We start from the raw sequence: 18244 nt of genomic DNA, 5'->3' as shown, positions 1-18244 counted from the left end.
CAGACATCTCCCAACCCCCATCGAGGCTTGGCCTGACAGCCAACGCCCAATGATCGACCCACCATGGCGCATGAGCAGCCATCGCCTCCGCCTGGGCCGTCACTCGATCATCGGCCAGGCCTATGTCCTGACAACCACGACCCACCAGCGCCGCCGGCTCTTTGAAAGCGAAGCTGCAGCAGCATGTGTAATCGACCAGTTCCATTACATCGAACAGCGCGGGCTCGTATGGTCACACGCATGGGTTGTCATGCCGGATCACGTCCACTGGATGTTCGAGCTGCGTGCAGTTCACCTTCCAGACGTCGCGCGCCGGATGAAATCGTCGAGCGCACTTGCCCTGAATCGCCTGGCGGGCCGTCGAGGTACGGTGTGGCAGCCCGGCTACTTCGATCATGCAGTAAGGACCGAAGAGTCGCTGGCGCGGCAGGCCCTGTACATCCTGGGGAATCCGGTGCGCGCCGGTCTTGCTGGGCAGATTGGCGAGTATCCGTATGCGTGGTCGGCCTGGGGGTGATGCCGGCCAGCGGCCGACACTACCACAGCGCAGATCCCGTTCCGGTGCACAGAGCATCCGTAAGGGTAGTGCCGGCCGCTGGCCGGCAACCGCAGGAACCCGCGAGGAGATGCGTAGCTGCCGGACAGCGGCCGGCGCTGCCATTCAGTGTTCAGCGCGGCCATTCGCTGTTCGGCGGCGCTTGCGCGCGCTTTGGGCGTGGTCGGCCTGGATGTGATGCCGGCCAGCGGCCGGCACTACCACAGCGGAACCGAAGCGCAGCGCAGAGTCCGTTACTGCGCACAGAGCACCCGCGATGGTAGTGCCGGCCGCTGGCCGGCAACCACATGACCCGCGCAGAGATGCGTAGCTGCCGGCCAGCGGCCGGCACTACCAATCAATGTTCGGCACGGCCATTCGTTGTTCAGCGCCGCGTGCGCGCTTCGGCCGTGGTCAGCCTGGATGTGATGCCGGCCAGCGGCCGGCGCCATCATTCAATGTTCAGCGCGGCCATTCGCTGTTCAGCGCCGCTTGCGCGCTTCGGCCGTGGCCGGCCTGGATGTGATGCCGGCCAGCGGCCGGCACTACCACAGCAGAACCGAAGCGCCGCGCAGATTTCGTTCCGGCGCGCAGATCACCCGCGATGGTAGTGCCGGCCGCTGGCCGGCAACGACATGACCCGCGCGGAGGTGCGTAGCTGCCGGCCAGCGGCCGGCACTACCATTCAACGGTCAGCGCGGCTTGCGTGTCCGTTTCGGCTTTGCGGTCTCACCGCCGCTGGCGGCGCTGTCCTGCAGCGCCTGCAGCCAGGACAAGGTGTCCACATAGTCGATGAAATGCCGCAGGTAGCCGGGGCTGGTGGCCTGCATCGTGTCGAGCATGCGTTGCACCAGCACCGCCGAGTTCAGCGGGCCGCCATCGGCCGGGGCCTCGGCGCGCAGCGAGCGGCGCACCTGCAGTTCGCTGCGCAGCTCCGACCACTCGCGCTGCACCTGCTGCAGCATCGGCACCTGCGGGTAATGCGGCAGCGAGCGCGACCCCGCATCGAGGTCACGCACCAATGCGCGCAGGCCTTCCAGGGCGGGCGGCTTACTTGCCATCCGCCGCCTTGGGCTTGGGAATCGGCGCGATCTCCACGCGGCGGTTGCGTGCGCGGCCTTCCTCATTGGCGTTGGAACTGACCGGCTGCTCGCTGCCGAACGCGGCGGCGAACACGGCATCAGCGGGTACGCCGTCGGCAATCAGGGTGCGGGTCACGGTCAGCGAACGCTGCGCGGACAGCTCCCAGTTGTCGGCGAAGCGGCGGTTGCCTTCGCGCACCGGCGCATCGTCGGTGAAGCCGCTGACCATCAGGATCTCCTCGCGGCTGCCCAGGTAGGCGGCCAGCGGCGCGGCCAGGCTGCGCAGCAGCTCCTGGCCTTCCGGCTGCAGCTGGTCGGAGTTGAGCGCGAACAGCACGCTGCCGCTGATGCCGATGCGGCCGTCGACCAGCGTCACGCGACCGGCAGCCAGCGGGCCAGCCAGTGCCTGTTCGAGCGTCTGCAGGCGCTTGGCTTCGGCCTGGCGCTGCTTCACTTCCTGGTCCAACCGCTGCGACAGCTCCAGCTGCACCGCGACAACACCTACCAGTATCAGCACGAACGCACCCAGCAGCACCGACATCAGGTCGCCGAAGGCGGCCCAGATCGGGGCGTGCGAGCCGCCGTCAACCTCCAGCTCGTCGCTCATGCGCTGCCGGCCTTGCCGCGGCGTGCGGCCAGCTGCTGCAGTTCTTCCATCACCTGCTTCTGCGACAGCAGGCTGAGGTCGACCACCTCGCGCGCCTGCGCCACGTAGTAAGCCAGCTGCTCATCGCTGCGGGCCAGCGAGGCATCCAGCGCGCCACCGATCTGTTCCAGGCGGCCGGACAACTCGGTGGAGGCGTTGCCGAACTGCGCGACGGCCTCGCCGAAGGAGGCGGCCAGCTGGCTGACTTCACCTGCGCTGCCGTTGAGCGCTGCGGCAATGCCATCCAGCTTGCCGGTCTCTGCGGCGATATGGTCGGTAAAGCGATTGCCAACGCGCTCCAGCAGCTCGGCCGAGCCACCGACCAGCGCGTCCACGGCGGTGCGCTGTTCGTGCGAGGCATGGTTGATCGCATCGAGCAGGGTCTGCACGGTGGCCAGCAGGCGGCCGCGCTCTTCCAGCATCGCGTTGTCGCGCACCAGACTCTCGGACAGCGTGCTGCGCAGCTCGTTGATGACGTCGGCAGCAGCTTTCGGTGCCGCCGCCGCGGTCTGCAGCAGGGCGGAAACTTCAGCCAGCGTGGCGCTGGCCTGCGCGCGACCGTTCTCGCCGATCTGCTGTGCGGTGGCCGCCAGCGTGTCGCAGACCTGCTGCTGCTGCGCGGCCAGGCGTTCGCCGTTGGCCTGCAGGCGCTCGGCCAGGTCGCTGGAAAGGTGCTGCAAGGCATCGCTCCAGCGCTGCAGGCGCTGTTCGTCGCCGGCCTGCAGCTGCGCCTGCAGCGCGGCGTGGGCCTGCTGCAACTCGGCGCTGACCGCGTCCCAGCGCGCCTGGCGCTGCTGCTCGCGGCTGTCCAGGCTGGCCTGCAGCTCGGCATGCGCGGTCGCGGCGGCGGTCTGCGCGGCCTGCCACTGCTGCGAGCGCTGCGCTTCATGATCCTGCAGCAGTGACTGGCTGGCGCTGTGCTGCTGCTCCAGTGCCTGCAGCAGCGCCTGCGCACGCGCATCCAGATGTTCGCTGGCGGCGATCAACGCCTGCTGCTGGCGCTCGACCAGCGCGCTGTTGAGGGCCTGCTGCTGCTCGGCGGCGGCACGCAAGGCGTCTGCATTGCTCTGTGCATCGGCCTGCAGGCGCTCGCCGATACGCGTGACCAGTGCTTCGGCGTGCGTGCCCTGACCATCGCTGAAGGCCTGCAGGTGCTGGCGCAGTTCGCTCACCAGCGCCTGCTGCGCCTGGGTCTGTTCACTCACCACCTTGGCCCAGCTGGCTTCGGTGGCGACCCGGCTGCGTTCGAAACCGTCGCTCAGCCCCGCCAACTGCTGTTGCACGGCCCGCTCGACACGGGCATGCAGCGCCTCGCCGTGCTGGGCCAGGCCCGCCAGCGTGGTTTCCGCCATCGGCCGCAGCGCGCCACCGATGGCTGCGGCGCTGGCTTCGGCCCCTTCGCGCAGCGACTGCTGCAGCGACAGGGCCAGCCGTTCCTGCAGGGCCTGGCTCTGGGTCAGGAACTCGGCCTGGCCGGACAGCAGGCGCTCGTTTGCAGCCGTGCTGTGCCTTTCAAAGGTCTGCGTCATCGCCTGCAGGCGGTCGACCAGCGCCGGCAGCGCGGCGGACTGTGCCTGCAGCAGGCGCAGCGATTCGGCGCGCTGCCAGGCCTGCGAATGCGGGTGCAGGTCGCCGGCAATGGCGCGGTCCAGCTGCTGCACGGCCTGCAGGCGATCGCGGCGCAGCAGCGCCGCCAGCAGGCCGAGCATGGCCGAGCTGGCCACACCGGCGATCGAGGTACCGAAGGCCACCGCAAGGCCCTGCACCGGCGAGGCCAGCGAGCCGCGGATGGCAGCCATGTCGGTGGCGCTCTGCAGGGCCAGGCCGGTGCCGCGCAGGGTATCCATCATGCCCAGCAGGGTGCCGAGCATGCCCAGCAACACCAGCAGGCCGACCAGGTACGGGGTCAGCACCGGCGCGGGCAGGGCAGTGCGCTCGCCTTCCACGCGCAGGCGCACGGCGTTGCGCAGGCCCACCGGCACGCGCTCCAGCCAGGGGGCAAGGCTTTCCTTCGCGCTGGACAGGTCGTTCAGTGCGGCGCGCAGGCCGTTGCTGGCCTGGCGGTAGCGGTACAGCTCGACGCCGCCGGCGATGTAGCAGGCCGCGATGATCGCCGCCACCGCTGCACCCAGCGGATGCACCGACACATAGCCAATGCCGATCCAGCACACGGCCAACAGGCCGACAAGGAAAACAATGACATGGAAAGCAGTTCTGGACATGGTGTTCCGGTCAGTGGGAGCGCAGGGCGTCTTGCAGCCCTTGGATCGGGTGGAAGCGCAGCTGCAGCTCAGCCAGCAGCAGCGTGCGCATGTCGTGGCGGAAGGCCGCGCGCCAGCCGGGCTGGCCGTGCACGCGTTCAAAGCGGGCGCCGAGCACCGTCGGCGCGATTGCCAGCAGGCTGTGCTCGCGCGGGGTGAGGGTCTGTTCCATCACCGCATCTACTTCGGCCAGCCGAGCCAGGTCGGGCGACGCCTGCACCAGCTGGTCGCGCAGTCGGCCGCGCAGGCGCCCGGTGGCGGTCTGGATGGCCTGCTGCAGCACCCGGTAGCGCTGGCGCAGCGAAGCGAAGTTGGGTGCGGCAGCGGCCTCGGCGAGGTCCAGCAGGCGCTCGGCCTCGGCGTCCTCGCGGATCGAGGCCAGCAGGCTGGCATGGGCCTGGGCGCAGTCGGCCAGTACATCCTCGGCCCCCTCGGCAGCTTCGCCGGGCTCGGGCAGGCGTCCGCCCAACGCGCCGGACAGGGCCACGGCACGGCTCCAGTCCACCCACTGGCCGAGGCGATCGGTCAGGGCGGGACTGCTGGCCGGCATCGCGCCGTCGCTGAGACGGGCGAGCAGGCGGAGGAACTCCGGTCCACCCAGGACCGGCTGCGCTGCGTTCGCCATCAAGGGGTGAGGGGCCAAAAACCGTTGATTTTACAACCAGATGACCCCGGCTGGATGAAGGCGGGGCCTGGGTGGCGGTACCCGCAGGCGCGACAAGGCTTAGAATGTCCGGCTGCATCCACCCGTTCGACCCCTGGAGTACCCCCATGACTGTTGCGCAGTTCTACCCGATCGGCACCCCCGGACAGCCCTGGGGCGACGCGGAACGCGCACAGTGGCGGGCCCGCCAGCAGCGCCAGCGCAGCTACCACGATGACGTGGTGGCCGCCCTTGAGCGCCTGGACGACAGCGTTTTCGACGTGATCCAGTACGGCCAGCTGGACTATGCACCGGACCATTACCCGCTGTTCGCCGTGGTCAACCACGACTGGAACCCGGCGCTGCCGACCGCGCTGATCACCGGCGGCGTGCATGGCTACGAAACCAGCGGCGTGCACGGCGCCCTGCAGTTCCTGGAACAGCAGGCCGAGCGTTACCTGGGCCGGCTGAACCTGATCGTCGCGCCATGCGTCAGCCCGTGGGGCTACGAGCGCATCCAGCGCTGGAACCCGGATGCGATCGATCCGAACCGCAGCTTCCGTGACGGCGGCCAGATCAAGGAAGCCGCCGCACTGATGGCCTGGGTGGGCGAGCGCAAGGCGAACCTGCTGGTGCACCTGGACCTGCACGAGACCACCGACAGCGACCTGAACGAGTTCGATCCGGCGCGCTGCGCGCGCGACGGCAAGCCGTTCGAGCGCGACACGATTCCCGATGGCTTCTATGTGATCGGCAACAGCGAAGATCCGCAGGCCGAGTTCCAGAAGGCCCTGATTGCCGCAGTGGCGCCCATCACCCACATCGCCCCGGCCGATGCCGACGGCAACCTGGTCGGCCTGCCGCTGCAGTCGCCGGGCGTGGTCTGGGGCGAGTCGCGTTCGATCGGCGCCTGCGCCGGCTTCACCGACGCACGCTTTGCCACCACCACCGAGGTCTACCCGGACAGCCCGCGCACCAACCCGCAGGAATGCAACGACGCCCAGGTGGCGGCGGTGTGTGCGGGCCTGGATTTCGCCCTGGCGGCGCAGTAGCGCGCCACGTTGCGGGCGGTGACCGGCATCAGCCGGTGCCGCTTCTTCGCCGGCGTGGCGGCCACAGCCGGCGAACCCGACGGGCGGCATCCGGCAAACACATCCAGATTACGCTGGTACACCGTGCTGCTGACCCCGAACAGGCCCAGCAGCGAGTGGAAGATGTTGTCGTGGCTGTGCGCCCGGTGCAGCGCATTCCCACGCAGGCAGGCCATGTCCAGGCCCGCGTTGCGGCCGAAGTCCGATGAGAACCACATCACCATCGGCACCTGGGTCTGTTCGCGCGGGGCGATGAAGTAGGGCGTGCCATGCAGGTACATGCCGCGTTCGCCGAGCGACTCGCCGTGGTCGGACACATAGATCAGCGCAACGTCGCGCCGGTCCGAATAGCCTTGCAGCAGGTCGATGGTCAACGCCAGCACCCGGTCGGTATGCACCAGGGTGTTGTCATAGGTGTTGACCAGCGCCTCGTTGCTGCAATGCTGGATCTGGTTGCTGTCGCAGGTCGGGCTGAAGGCCCGCGAGGCAGCCGGATAGCGCTCGAAGTAGGTCGGGCCGTGGCTGCCCAGCTGATGCAGCACGACCAGGCCGTCGCCGTTGATCGCGTCGATGCGTGTGCCAAGCTGGTGCAGCAGCACGTCGTCGTAGCAGGTGCCGTCGGTGTTGACGCACTGGCCCGCCACCTTCAGCGCAGGCATGTCCTCGGTCGGCACGCGCTCGCACACGCCCTTGCAGCCGCCATTGTTGTTGTTGCGCCAGAGCACGCTGACGCCGGTACGCTGCAGGATGTCGAGCACGTTCTCCTCGGTCGCCGCGCGAACGTCGTCGTATTGCTGGCGGGTCATCTGCGAGAACATGCACGGCACCGAGATGGCCGTTGCCGTTCCGCACGAGGAGACATCACTGAAGCTGATGACGCCTTCCGTGCGTGAGAGCCGGGGATTGGTTGCGCGTGGGTAGCCGTTGAGCTGGAAGTTCTGTGACCGCGCGGTCTCGCCGACGACCATGACCACCAGCTTCGGGCGCGGGCCGGGTATGCGCCGCGCGTCCATGCCGATCGGGCGCAGCGGTTGCTGGCGGGTGCTATGGAGGCTTTTCAGGTAACCGTGGGTATGGCGCATCACGTTCAACGGCAGTACCTGGTCGCGGATGTAGCGGTTATTGCGCAGCAGTGAGGAGTAGTCCTTGTAGAACGCAAAGCCGATCACCAGCAGCATCACCAGTGACGCCAGAACGTTGGCCGGCCACACCAGCAGCGACCGTATCGAACCCGCTCCGCTGGCGGTGCGCACCAGGGCAAGCGCTGCAGCGGGCATCGCGCCCAGCGCCAGCAGGGTCAACAGCAGCGGCAGCGAGAGATAGGCGTTCAGTTCGGCCTGATTGGTCTCGAACACGTTCTGCACCATGCTGCGATCGATCAGCACGTTGTAGTGCAGCATGAAATAGCTGCAGGCGGCGCTGGTGACGATGAGTACGGCCAGCACCGGCTTGCGCACGAAGGGTAGTGCCAGCAATGGCGTCAGCAGCAGATTGAACAGGCAGAACAACACCAGCGGCAGGCTGGCCAGGAACAGGATGCTGCGCACACCGTTGAGATCGGTCAGTTCCCACAGCGACTTCCAGAGGGCGATGTTTCCAATCGTGGTGAAGAAAAACGCTGCGGCCCAGACCAGGATGATCGGATGGGGCCGTGGAAAACGGAGGCATTGACGCACGAGCAGGGTCCGCGGAACAGGAGTGCGCGCAGTATCGAAACGGCCTTATCAGGAAGTTGTCAGGATTGCCGGCCTAGCCCAGCAGGATCACGCCCCACACCGCGCCGACCATCAACAACGCGGTGGTCTGTGCGGCGCTGCCCATGTCCTTGGCGTTCTTCGACAGCGGGTGCTGCTCCAGCGAGATGCGATCAACCACGGCCTCGATTGCCGAGTTGAGCAGTTCCACCAGCAGGCTGATGAAGCAGACCGCCAGCACCAACGCGCGCTCGGTTGTACTGATGTCCAGCACGAACGCCGCAGTGATCAACAGCGCGTGCAGCAGCAGCAGCTGGCGAAAGGCGGCCTCGCCGCGGAAGGTCGCGATGAAGCCATCGCGCGAATGGACCAGGGTGTGCAAGATGCGGCTCAGGCCGGTCTTGCCGTGCGGATACTTGCCGCTGTGCTTGGGGTGCTGCATGCCGTTCTCGAGGTTGGGACAACCCCGAGCATGTGCACGCCGCTGTCAGGAATACGTCAGATGCGGGCCGCAGGCCAGTGCAGGGCGAACCGGCAGCCGCGCTCCGAGGACTGTACCGTCATTGTCCAGCCAAGGTGTTCGACGATGCGCTGCACGATGGACAGTCCCAATCCTTCGCCGCTGTGCGGTGCCCCGGGCACGAATCGTTGGAACTGCTGCGGGTCGATGCTGGAGGGCAGGCCGGGGCCGGTGTCTGCGATGATCAGTGCGGTGGTGTCCAGGGTGATCCGGACCTTGCCCTGTTCGGTGTATTGGCAGGCGTTGCGCGTCAGGTTCCAGATCACGCTGTGTACCAGGTCCGGATTGGTGTGCATCGTTACCTCGCGACCGGGATCAACGGTGATGCCGACCGGCTTGCCGGCCAGCCAGGGCTGGCAGCGCTCCACGCAGGACTCGATCAACGGACGCAAAGCCACCTCGCTGCGCGGGACTGAGCCGGGGGAACGTGAGAGCAACAGCAGGCAGGACAACTGGCGCTGCATCTCCTGGGTAGTACGCAGGATGCGCTCCGCGCTGGGAACCAGATGGCTGTCAGGAGGAAGCTGGCAGGCAAGGGTTTCCGCAGCGCCGCCGATGATGGCCAGCGGCGTACGCAGCTCATGGCTGGCATCGCCGCTGAAGCATTGCTCGCGGTGAAGGAAACGCTCCAGTTCATCACTGTGCCGGGCAAAGGCGCGGGCCAGAACACCGATCTCGTCGCGTGCGTCCTGGCAGGGAAAGGGCTTCCGCCCGCTCTGCACGGCATCGGCCAACTGCGTGATGGGCGCGATGACGTGCGACGCCACCTTGCGACCGATCAGGAAGGCGCCGAGCACGCAGATCGAAATGACCAGCGCTGCAAAGGCGTTGATCAGGTACTCCAGATAGCCATAAGGCGCCGCGTCCTGCAGCAGGTAGTAGCGCTGTCCGCCACTGTCGAACACGCGCAGGTGCCACTCGTTGGGTGCTGCTTCGCCGTGGTAGCCCAGGCCATACTGGCGCAGCACCACAGGTACGTTCCGGGCATCGTACAGTGCGCTGCCGGAGGGCAGGGCGGGGCGTTGGCCACGAGCCAGTTCGTCCTGCAGGCGGCTTACTTGGCTGTCCTGGGTGCGTCCAACGACGGCGGCCCGTACCTGGTCGTAGTCCACCTGTTCGGCCAGAACGATGAAGCCCATGGCGCCGGCCATCAGCAGCACGAACGAAATCGTGATGCGGGTGCGCAGGGTCAGGCGCCGGTAGAGAGCGGCGGGGGTCACGCCGGCATGCGCCAGCCGACGCTGTGCACTGTGGCGATCAGCGTGGTGTCGAAACTGCGGTCCACCTGCAGGCGCAGCTCATGGATGTGGGTACGCAGCGCGCCGCCGTCCGGTGGCTCGTCGCCCCAGACCAGGTATTCCATCTCCTGCTTGCGGACCACGGCGGGTGCCGCGCGTACCAGGCACAACAGGAGCTTGTGCGAGGTGGGCGTCAGCGCAATGCAGCGTCCCTGCCGCCAGGCCTGCGGCGACCGCGTATCGACCTGCAGGTCCTTCCACGCCAGTACGCTGTCGACCTGGCGGCCCTGGGCGCGTCGCACCAGGGCCTTGATCCGCGCATCCAGCTCCTTCAGCGAGAAGGGCTTGACCAGATAGTCATCCGCGCCCAGCGCCAGGCCCTGCACGCGGTCTTCGACCGGATCGCGCGCCGTCAGCATCAGGATCGGCACCGGATTCTGGAACTCCTGGCGCAGCTTCCGGCACAGCGCCATCCCGTCCAGGCGTGGCAGCATCAGGTCCAGCAGGATGGCATCGTAGTCGTTCTGCGTGGCCCGACGCAGGCCACTGGCGCCGTCACGGGCGTCGTCCAGCACATAGCCGAGTGGCTCAAAGAAGGCGTACAGGTTGGCAACCAGTTCGGGGTTGTCTTCGATGATCAGCAGGCGGGTCATTGCGAGCGTCCTTGCGCGTGGCCGAACTCTGCCCGATCCCTTGCCGGATGCCAATGCCCTGGCTGAATGGATCGCAATCGGCGCTCGGCGCCATCCAGCTTCATTCGGCCGGGCTGCGTGAATCGCGGATCGAATAGATCACCGAAAAGATCTTCCAGCCCTGCTCGGTCCGGATCAGCTGCCACATTTCCTTGCCCCAGTTGGTCTTCACCCCATCGTCGTAAAAGCTGTAGTCGAACGACACCGAGGCCACATCGCCATCCGTCTCGATCTTCGTGTTGGAGAATGTCTCTTCTTTCAGCTTCGGCGAGGCCACCGCCCCGTCGATCAGTGCGATGAAGTTGTTGGCGGGAATCTGCCGTGCCTTGATCGCATCGGGCTTGGCCTTGCGGATGTCCTGCAGGCGCGCGTCCTCGGAAACGAACTGCCAGCCGATATCTTCCGGCTTGTCAGAGAAGAACAGGCTCATGTAGGTCGGCTTGTCCTTGTTGATCAGCGAGGTGCGGAACGATTCGACCACCTGTTCGATGGCCTTGACGTCGGCAGGGGCGTTCTGCGCGGCTAAGACTGGCAGCCACGCCGGGAGCAGAAGGGCGAGGGCGGCGGAGCGTGCACGTGCGTTGGGCATCATGGGGGTCCTGGGGAGGAGTGAGGTGGCGCTCGCGCATCAGCGCGCGTAGGTTCGCCAGAAAAGCACGTGGTCTTCGGCCGTGTTGACGGCGACGAAGACGGATTTTCCGGATTCGGGCGCGCAGCGAAAGACACGGTACGACGCACTGAGCGTCGCGTTGCCAGGCCACCAGTATCGATTGAATGCAACAGGATCACTGTTGTTGAATGTGGTCGCCTGGCAATCCGCAGGCAGCTGCAGTGGTATCGCAGGGGGCTTGGTGAAGGCCAGCGCGCTGGTGTTGGAGTCGAGGTCATGGAACTCGCGCAGATCGGTCGCCGCTTGCGGCACCCAGCCGGGAATCCACCCCTTGTTCACCCTGTCGGAGTCAAGCGCCTCCTGCAGGGTGTCGAACGAACTGTCCAGCACCATACCGCAGGCGCATAGCGCGATACAGAACGTCACGACAATGGCGCGCCTGGCCCATGCAACGGGGCTGGTCATCCTCGTCATGCTCCGCGGAAAGCAGCCTACCCACTTCTTAGGGCGGCAAGCGCTTGAGCCGCGCTTCCAGCCCCGGTCGTACGGCCGGTCGCAGTGTTCTGCATGGCGCTGCGCCTTGCGCGCGTACTGCTGCATGAACAGGCCGATCTCCTGCGCGATCCTGTCCTTCCGGCTCTTGCCTGCCATCGACGGGCGTCCCTGTGTTCATCCTGAATCATCGGTCGGCGCACGCTAGCACGGATGACGGGCGCCGCAACAGGCCGGTTTGACGTTGAGGAAGGTCTGCGCGGATGATGCGCGGGCGCGCGGCGCAGGAGGGGATCTGTCAATGGGGCAACCTGACGTGGTGGAGCACGCCGGTGCTCCCTTTACCCGCTATGCCAGCCGTGGATGCAGTGGTCGCTGTGCGCAGCGATGGTGGTATGAGAACCGGCTGGGCCTGGATACCGAAGCCTGGTCGGTGGAGCTGGATGCTTCCGATCGCGTGCTCACAACGTCGCGCTTGACGTCACCCTAGAAGACCGCGACGAACGCATGCGCATCCATCGACCTTTCATCTTCATCGCAAGCCTGGCCCTGATGGCGTTGTGCGGGCTGATGGGCGTGCTGGTGCTCATCCATGGCTTCAACGAGCAGGGCCTGCGCTGTGGCAGGCTGTGCTCACTGGAGGTCTCCCTCCGCCTGCTCTTCGGTGATCGGGGATTCGAACTGCTGGTGGCGATGGGACTGTTTGCCACAGCGCTGATGTGCGCGTATATCGCACTGCGGGAGGGCATGCATTCCGGGCGGCCGCGAAGGCAGGTACAGCGTCGGGGGCATAAGCGCCGCCGATCGTCACAGCCCAGATCGTGAAGTCCCTCCGCGCGGCGTTCTGCCGCGCGGAGGGACACCGCACGAGGTGTCAGCGATGCAGCGCGTCGATGATCAGCCCGGTGGCGATCTCCACCAACAGGTACTCGTTATCGGACTGCCGGACCCAGCGCCGGTCGCGGCCCGGCTCGCGCAGGTCATAGCGCGCGTAGTCGTCCACCCAGTAGCGGCGGTCCACTTCGGCCCAAGGCAGGCGGTCGCCACGACGCCAGGCCTTCTTCTGCCAGCCCGGCGGCGGCGCATCGCGGTTGTGCGGGCCACCTGCATGCGGCGGCGGGCCGTTGCCGCGGGCGTGGTGCGGCGGATCGGCGAAGGCGGGGGCCGCAGCCAACGCGGTGGCGGTGGTCAAAGCGATGGCAAGCAAACTTGTGGTCTTCATGGATGTGCCTCCGTCATGGCCGCAGCATGCGGCGCTGTGGCGGGAATATAGGGCAGACAGCGTGAATGAATACGGGTGTGCGCGGCACTTTCCTGAACACACAGCGTGACGTGCAGTCGCCGCCCCGGAACGGATCAACGGGCCCCGTCCGGGGCCGGACCCAATGCGCCCCAGCCGCCGCCCAGTGACAGGAACAGATCCATCTGGCGATCGACCCGGTCCGCGCGCGATGCGGCCAATGCGGACTCCGCATCTGCCAGCGCGGCCTGGGCCGAAAGCACATCGAGAAAATCGATCCTGCCGAAACGGTAGAGCTGCTGCGCCTGTCCCGCGGCCCGCGCTGCGTCCCCATGCGCCTGTGCCAGGCTGCGCTCGCGTTCAAGCGCCTGCGTGCAGGCAGAAAGCGCAGTCTCGGTCTGGCGAAGTGCCTGCAGCACCGCGCCGTCAAAGGAAGCAAGAGCCGCATCTGCATTGGCACCGGCCGCTGCGATGCGGGCCTTGGCCACGCGGCGGTTGGGCCAGTGCCATGACAGCAGCGGCCCGACGCTCGCCCCGAAACTGTCGGCGGAAAGCAGATGCGCCGGTGTGCCAGCCACGCCCGAAGAGGCGCCCAAGGTGATCTGCGGATAGAGACCCGCCGTCTCGACACCGATCATTGCAGTCGCGGCGGCCAGGCTGCGTTCGGCTGCGCGTACGTCAGGGCGCCGCTGGAGCAGCTGCCAGCCGTCACCGACCGGCAATGCCTGCTGCAGCTCAGGGGGCTGTGGGCACCCTCCTGCTTCCTTGGGATAGTCTGCCGGGACTTTGCCCATCAGTGCGGCCAGTTCGAACAGTGCGGCCTGGCGTTCTGCCAGCAGGTGCGGTACCGCCGCCGCGCTGCGGTTGACCGCGGCTCCGGCACGGCTGACATCGAAGTCCGTTCCACGCCCGCCTGCAGCCAGGCGACGGGTTGCCTCCAGCGTGGCGCGCTGTATCGCCAGCACCTGCCGGGTTGCAGCGAGCGTGTGATTGCTTGTGCAGATCTGGAGATAGGCACGGGTGACAGCCGCAGCGACGACCACGCGGACCTGGTCGCGTGCTGCAGCGACAGCCTCCGCGTCCGCGTTGGCGGCTTCGATGCCGCGGCGGATGCCGCCTGCAAGATCCAGTGGATAGGAGAGGTGAAGGCCCAGCGCATAGGACTGCGGCGCGGCCGACGCCTGGGTGTAACCACCGGCATGGGTGAGCGTGCCCGATGCATCCACGTCGGCCTGCACGGCACCGCGCGCGCGGTACTCCAGCACGGTAGCGCTGGCGCGCCGAAGGTTGGCATCGGCGGCGCGCAGGTCGGTGTTGGCCGCCAGTGCTTCGCGCACGTAGCCGTCAAGCTGGGGGTCGCCATACAGTTGCCACCACCGATCGGGTGGCGCGTCGTGGCTGAACGATGCCTCCTTGCCCGAGACGAACGGCTGCGCCGCGCGTGTGGAGGCAGCGACGGCATTCGCAGGCAGGTGATAGTCGGGGCCGGAGACGCAGGCCGTCATCGGCAGCAGCAGGGCAAGCAGCCCACCACGCACTGTTCGCACGCTCACTTGCAGGCTCCCTGTACCGAGGGCGTGATGGTGACACTCGCGGTGCGACCCACGATCAGGCGGGTATCCGCCGGCGCATCGTCGATACGGATGCGTACCGGGATGCGCTGGGCCAGCCTGACCCAGGTATAGGTCGGTGCCACGGCAGGCAGCAGGTTGTGCGTGCTTGAGCGCTGATCGTCGGCGATGCCGGCGGCGATGGTCTCCACGTGTCCGCGGACATCGCGGCTGTCGCCCATCAGCCGCGCCACCGCGGCATCGCCCTCGGTGATGCAGCCCAGTTTGGTTTCCTCGAAGTAGCCCTCGATACGCAGGCTGCCGGTGTCGATCAGCGCCAGCGCCTGCGCGCCCGGTTGCAGGTAATCGCCCGCATGCAGGTCCAGGTTGGTGACGATGCCATCGGTGGTCGCACGCACCTCGGTGCGTTGCACATTGAGCCGGGCAACGCGCTGTTCGGCCCGCGCCTGCGCCAGGGCGGCCAGCTCGGTATCGACCTTGGCGGCATTGCGTTCGCGGGTTTCCGAAGCGACCAGGTTGCCCAGTACGTTGTCCCGCGTCGATTCGCGGCGGGCCAGTGCCAGCGTGGCGCGTGCGCTGCTGGCCGCTGCGTCGGCCTTCTCAAGTGCGGCAGCGAAGCGCGGCTGGTCCAGCACCAGCAGCAGCTGTCCGGCGCTCACCCGCTGGTTGTCGTGCACCAGCACCTGGGTGACCAATCCCCCCATGTCCGACGCAACGCGCACCACGTCGGCGCGCACCCGCCCATCGCGCGTCCACGGGCGTGTTTCGTAACGCTTCCAGATGGACAGTGCGGCAACGACAGCAATCGCGAATACAACCAGCGTAGCGCTCCAGCGCCCGATGACGGCAAGCAGGTGTTTCATTTCATTTCTCGAACAGGGGCGCGAGCCGGATCATCAGCTCCGCCAGGATCACGAACAGGGACAGGCCCACCAGTGGCCACGCGGCGAACAACCGGTACAGACCGAGGCTGGCGAGGAAACGTGAGGTCAGTACCGACAGCGCCAGCGCGGCGACGGCCACTGCAAGCAGGCCGGGAATCAGCACGCCGTCAATCGAAAGATCAGGAAGCATGAGGTCAGCGCCGGTGGGTGAACAAAGGTACGAGAAGGTCGCGGCGCAACCCGCAGAGCAGGTGCGACAGATGCTCCCGATCAGCCCCACTGCTGGTAACCACTGCTTCGCGCATTCGGTCCAGCACTTCCAGAAGATGGGTGTCGATACGGCGCGGCGGGTGGGCACGAACCCTGAAATGCTCGGCGATGCGTTCGATCAGCAGTGCATGAAGCGCCCGGACCTGCGGATTGTCCAAGCACCTTTCCAGTGCGCGGAGTTGGCTGGATGCACGTGCCGCACGAACATCCGCAAACAATGCCCGCAGGTCGTGGCCTGCGCTGGAACGGCCCTGCAGCCTGGGAGCGAGCAGCCCGATTCGATCCAGCATGCGGCTGAGCCAGGCGCGTGTCACATCACCTTGTCCGGCGGCGTGTCGTGCGATGTCCCGGCGGATCGAACGCTCCAGCCGAGCGCGGTTGCGGCCCGCATCGGCGGTCTGGAACAGCTGCATGCTGCACAGTGCCACCGTCGTACCGACGAACAACGCAACGCTGTTGTTGAGTGCGCCGACGATGTTGACCGTATTGGTCGCGCCCAGTCCCGCGATGAGCGGAAACGTCAGCACCACGCCCAGCGCAGCCATGATGAAGGGAGGCCGGGCCAGGAACGATCCGCACAGCAGCAGCGCAGGCGCCAGCGCGGCGACCAGGCCGGCGATACCCGACAGCGAAGGAATGATCACCAGGGCGTACACAAGACCGACGGCGACACCGATGGCGGAGCCGACCAGGTAGCGCATGACATGCGGCGCTGGCGCTTCGATCGTGCCGAACAGCACGCACGCCGTGCCGATGATGGACACCGCCGTGGCGCCGTCCGACCAGCCGGTAGCGATCCACAGAACGCAGCTCAGCAGGATGCCGACGAACGCGCCCAGCGCGCTGCGCAGGGCAAGCCGATGATCCCGGTGAAGTACCGCACCCTGCACATGTCGCGCAAGGCGGGCAGGTACATGCCGACGCCAGTCGGGGCGGGCAATGTGCAGTTGTGCCTGCAGCACGCGGCAGTCGGCGTGGGCCAGGTCGAGCTCGGCCTGTTGCACGGCAAGGCCGGTCTGCATCAGCTCGCGCCAGCCAGGCGAATCCATCGCGCGGGCCTGGGGTGAGCGCAGCCGGTCGATGGAATCTTCCACCGCGCTGGACAGCATCAGCACGTCCAGCATCCGGTCGTGCAGGGCGCGCAGGATCTGCACCTGCGCCACGCCGTGGGCGCTGTCGTAGGGCAGGTGGATCGACAGTACATGCAACTCGAGCAGGTCGGCGGCCACTTTCGAGCGGTCCGTCGCCAGCACCGTGTCCGATGCGCCGGCGCGCATGTCCCGTGTCCATCGTTCCGCGTCATCCAGCACGGCAGCAACCCGTGCGTGCACGCGCGACGAAACCCGGCGCGGCAGCACCAGCCCATGGACCAGCGTTGCGGCCAGGATGCCGATGGCGATTTCCTGCACCCGCGTGATGGCAATGGTGAACACGTCTGCCGGCACCATCACCGCAGGAAACCCGATCAGGCTGGTGGTATAGCCGGCCAGCAGGAACGCATAGGCACGTGGCGTGCGGTCGAGCATTGCCAGATACAGGCAAAGCGACATCCAGGTGGCGAGCGCGGCGCTCAGCACCAGGGGTGCATTGGCGAAGCGTGGCACCAGCGCGAAGGTGGCGACGGCCCCGCCCACGGTACCGAGCAGGCGAAACAGGCCGCGGCTCAGTGTTGCCCCGGAAAGGGGCTGCGACACCAGATAGACCGTGCCGATCACCCAGAACGGGCGATTCAGGCCGATCCGCAGAGAGACATACAGCCCCAGCGACGCGGCGAGCAGGCATTTGAGCGAGAACAGCACTGCTTCCTGGTCGGTCCTGAGGGCAGGGCTTTTCAACCGGGCGAATGCCTGGAACACGTGGGGACGGGCAGGAGTGGGGGAGTGCATGCGGCTCATGCTAGTGATCGGCCGCACCAGCGAATTTCGCTAGAATGACAACCAATCGCTGAAACCGGTCAATGTGAGAATGGCTCGCATTTCGCTCCCCGGCTTTGACCTCGACCCGGACGAGACCGATCGCCCGGCGGTCGCCAGCCGCCTGCAGGTGGCCGAGCACGACGCGGAAATTCCCGTGCATGAGCACCGCAAGGGCCAACTGATTCTTGCGCTGCATGGGGCGGTGACCTGCGAAGTGGCCAACGCGTTGTGGATCGTGCCGCCCCAGTGTGGCGTCTGGATTCCGGGCGGCATGCCCCACAGCAACCGCGCCACCGCCAACGCGCGCCTGTGCTATCTGTTCGTCGAACCCGGCATCGTCGACCTGCCGGCGCAGTGCGTCACGCTGGCGATCTCCTCGATGCTGCGCGAGATGATCCTGCACCTGGCCGACGCGCCGCTGGACTACCCGCATGGCAGCCACACCGACCGGTTGGCGCGGGTGCTGCTGGACGAACTGGTGCAGATGCCGGCCGAGCATCTGTCGCTGCCGGTCAGCCATCACCCGAAGGTGCGGGCGTTGGCGGCGGCGCTGTCGGCGGATCCGGCAGATCGCAGCACCATCAGCCAGTGGGCGGTGCGCCTGGCCCTGGGCGAGCGCACATTGACCCGGCTCATCGAACGGGAAACGGGCTTGTCCTTCGGGCGCTGGCGGCAGCAGCTGCACCTGCTCATCGCCATTCGGGAACTCGCCGCCGGTGCACCGGTACAACGCGTTTCCGAGACGCTGGGCTATGAGTCGGTGACGGCCTTCATCACGATGTTCAAGAAAGCGCTTGGCCTTTCCCCGGCGCGGTACTTCGCGGTGCGCCTGCGCGGGCAGTAGCGGGGAACAACGGGG

At 67.0% G+C, this 18244-nt stretch carries 19 protein-coding genes; 4 read left to right on the top strand and 15 right to left on the bottom strand.

Annotated features, from left to right (window positions below; genetic code table 11):
* Positions 1–70 precede the first annotated feature (70 nt).
* On the top strand, positions 71–517 hold the full coding sequence (locus tag AC10QF_RS16900; RefSeq protein WP_005416905.1) for an REP-associated tyrosine transposase: 447 nt from the start codon (positions 71–73) through the stop codon (positions 515–517).
* Between the two features lie 710 nt (positions 518–1227).
* Here the strand turns inward: AC10QF_RS16900 and AC10QF_RS16895 are convergent.
* Genes AC10QF_RS16895 through AC10QF_RS16880 form a run of 4 tightly spaced genes read right to left on the bottom strand, consistent with a single transcriptional unit; the run spans position 1228 to position 5149 of the window.
* Entirely contained in the window at positions 1228–1596 is a 369-nt protein-coding gene (locus AC10QF_RS16895) for a DUF2894 domain-containing protein (protein ID WP_494542555.1), read from the bottom strand.
* On the bottom strand, positions 1586–2224 hold the full coding sequence (locus AC10QF_RS16890; protein ID WP_021204244.1) for an OmpA family protein: 639 nt from the start codon (positions 2222–2224) through the stop codon (positions 1586–1588). Before AC10QF_RS16890 ends, AC10QF_RS16895 begins: the two co-directional genes overlap by 11 nt.
* Positions 2221–4485 carry a DUF802 domain-containing protein gene (locus tag AC10QF_RS16885; RefSeq protein WP_099495991.1) on the bottom strand — a complete coding sequence of 755 codons (2265 nt, stop codon included), beginning with the start codon at positions 4483–4485 and terminating at the stop codon, positions 2221–2223. The genes AC10QF_RS16890 and AC10QF_RS16885 overlap by 4 nt, the downstream gene beginning before the upstream one ends.
* Before the next feature lie 10 nt (positions 4486–4495).
* Positions 4496–5149, bottom strand: a complete 654-nt coding sequence (locus tag AC10QF_RS16880; protein ID WP_494542554.1) for a DUF3348 family protein — start codon at positions 5147–5149, stop codon at positions 4496–4498.
* A gap of 146 nt (positions 5150–5295) precedes the next feature.
* Between AC10QF_RS16880 and AC10QF_RS16875 the strand changes: the two genes are divergently transcribed.
* Positions 5296–6219, top strand: coding sequence for a M14 family metallopeptidase (locus AC10QF_RS16875; RefSeq protein WP_069138347.1), 924 nt, complete (start codon positions 5296–5298; stop codon positions 6217–6219).
* Here the strand turns inward: AC10QF_RS16875 and AC10QF_RS16870 are convergent.
* The 6 genes from AC10QF_RS16870 to AC10QF_RS16845 form a co-directional block, all read right to left on the bottom strand.
* A complete protein-coding gene (locus tag AC10QF_RS16870) occupies positions 6123–7934 on the bottom strand; it encodes a phosphoethanolamine transferase (protein ID WP_494542553.1) in 1812 nt (603 codons plus the stop codon). The genes AC10QF_RS16875 and AC10QF_RS16870 overlap by 97 nt on opposite strands.
* 73 nt (positions 7935–8007) lie before the next feature.
* Positions 8008–8394 carry a diacylglycerol kinase gene (locus AC10QF_RS16865; RefSeq protein WP_005416899.1) on the bottom strand — a complete coding sequence of 129 codons (387 nt, stop codon included), beginning with the start codon at positions 8392–8394 and terminating at the stop codon, positions 8008–8010.
* A 56-nt stretch (positions 8395–8450) separates the two neighbouring features.
* On the bottom strand, positions 8451–9692 hold the full coding sequence (locus AC10QF_RS16860; protein WP_494542552.1) for a sensor histidine kinase: 1242 nt from the start codon (positions 9690–9692) through the stop codon (positions 8451–8453).
* Positions 9689–10363 carry a response regulator transcription factor gene (locus AC10QF_RS16855; RefSeq protein WP_005416896.1) on the bottom strand — a complete coding sequence of 225 codons (675 nt, stop codon included), beginning with the start codon at positions 10361–10363 and terminating at the stop codon, positions 9689–9691. Before AC10QF_RS16855 ends, AC10QF_RS16860 begins: the two co-directional genes overlap by 4 nt.
* A 100-nt stretch (positions 10364–10463) precedes the next feature.
* Entirely contained in the window at positions 10464–10994 is a 531-nt protein-coding gene (locus AC10QF_RS16850) for a nuclear transport factor 2 family protein (RefSeq protein WP_494542551.1), read from the bottom strand.
* A gap of 36 nt (positions 10995–11030) precedes the next feature.
* Positions 11031–11663, bottom strand: coding sequence for a YbbD-related protein (locus AC10QF_RS16845; RefSeq protein WP_494542550.1), 633 nt, complete (start codon positions 11661–11663; stop codon positions 11031–11033).
* Between the two features lie 348 nt (positions 11664–12011).
* Here AC10QF_RS16845 and AC10QF_RS16840 point away from each other — a divergent pair, with 348 nt between their 5' ends.
* Entirely contained in the window at positions 12012–12329 is a 318-nt protein-coding gene (locus AC10QF_RS16840) for a hypothetical protein (protein ID WP_329915552.1), read from the top strand.
* Between the two features lie 49 nt (positions 12330–12378).
* On the opposite strand, the gene AC10QF_RS16835 is transcribed toward AC10QF_RS16840, so the two are convergent.
* The 5 genes from AC10QF_RS16835 to AC10QF_RS16815 form a co-directional block, all read right to left on the bottom strand.
* Positions 12379–12726, bottom strand: coding sequence for an RcnB family protein (locus tag AC10QF_RS16835; protein ID WP_494542549.1), 348 nt, complete (start codon positions 12724–12726; stop codon positions 12379–12381).
* 134 nt (positions 12727–12860) lie between these two features.
* The gene (locus AC10QF_RS16830; protein ID WP_494542548.1) at positions 12861–14297 is read right to left on the bottom strand and encodes an efflux transporter outer membrane subunit; all 1437 of its coding nucleotides are present in this window, start codon (positions 14295–14297) and stop codon (positions 12861–12863) included.
* Positions 14294–15178: an HlyD family secretion protein gene (locus AC10QF_RS16825; RefSeq protein ID WP_069138356.1), complete on the bottom strand. Its 885-nt coding sequence runs from the start codon at positions 15176–15178 to the stop codon at positions 14294–14296. The genes AC10QF_RS16830 and AC10QF_RS16825 overlap by 4 nt, the downstream gene beginning before the upstream one ends.
* A gap of 1 nt (position 15179) precedes the next feature.
* Positions 15180–15389: a DUF1656 domain-containing protein gene (locus AC10QF_RS16820; RefSeq protein ID WP_005416886.1), complete on the bottom strand. Its 210-nt coding sequence runs from the start codon at positions 15387–15389 to the stop codon at positions 15180–15182.
* A 4-nt stretch (positions 15390–15393) separates the two neighbouring features.
* The gene (locus tag AC10QF_RS16815) at positions 15394–17364 is read right to left on the bottom strand and encodes an FUSC family protein (RefSeq protein WP_494542547.1); all 1971 of its coding nucleotides are present in this window, start codon (positions 17362–17364) and stop codon (positions 15394–15396) included.
* 70 nt (positions 17365–17434) lie between these two features.
* Between AC10QF_RS16815 and AC10QF_RS16810 the strand changes: the two genes are divergently transcribed.
* Positions 17435–18229 (top strand): AraC family transcriptional regulator, encoded by a 795-nt coding sequence (locus AC10QF_RS16810; protein WP_138952208.1) that lies wholly within the window; start codon positions 17435–17437, stop codon positions 18227–18229.
* The last annotated feature ends 15 nt before the right edge of the window (positions 18230–18244 follow it).

It is taken from the genome of Stenotrophomonas maltophilia complex sp. Om-AH-Sm3, assembly GCF_059337855.1.
Note: the sequence above shows the minus strand (reverse complement) of the source record. Positions and strands in the feature narration are given on the sequence as shown.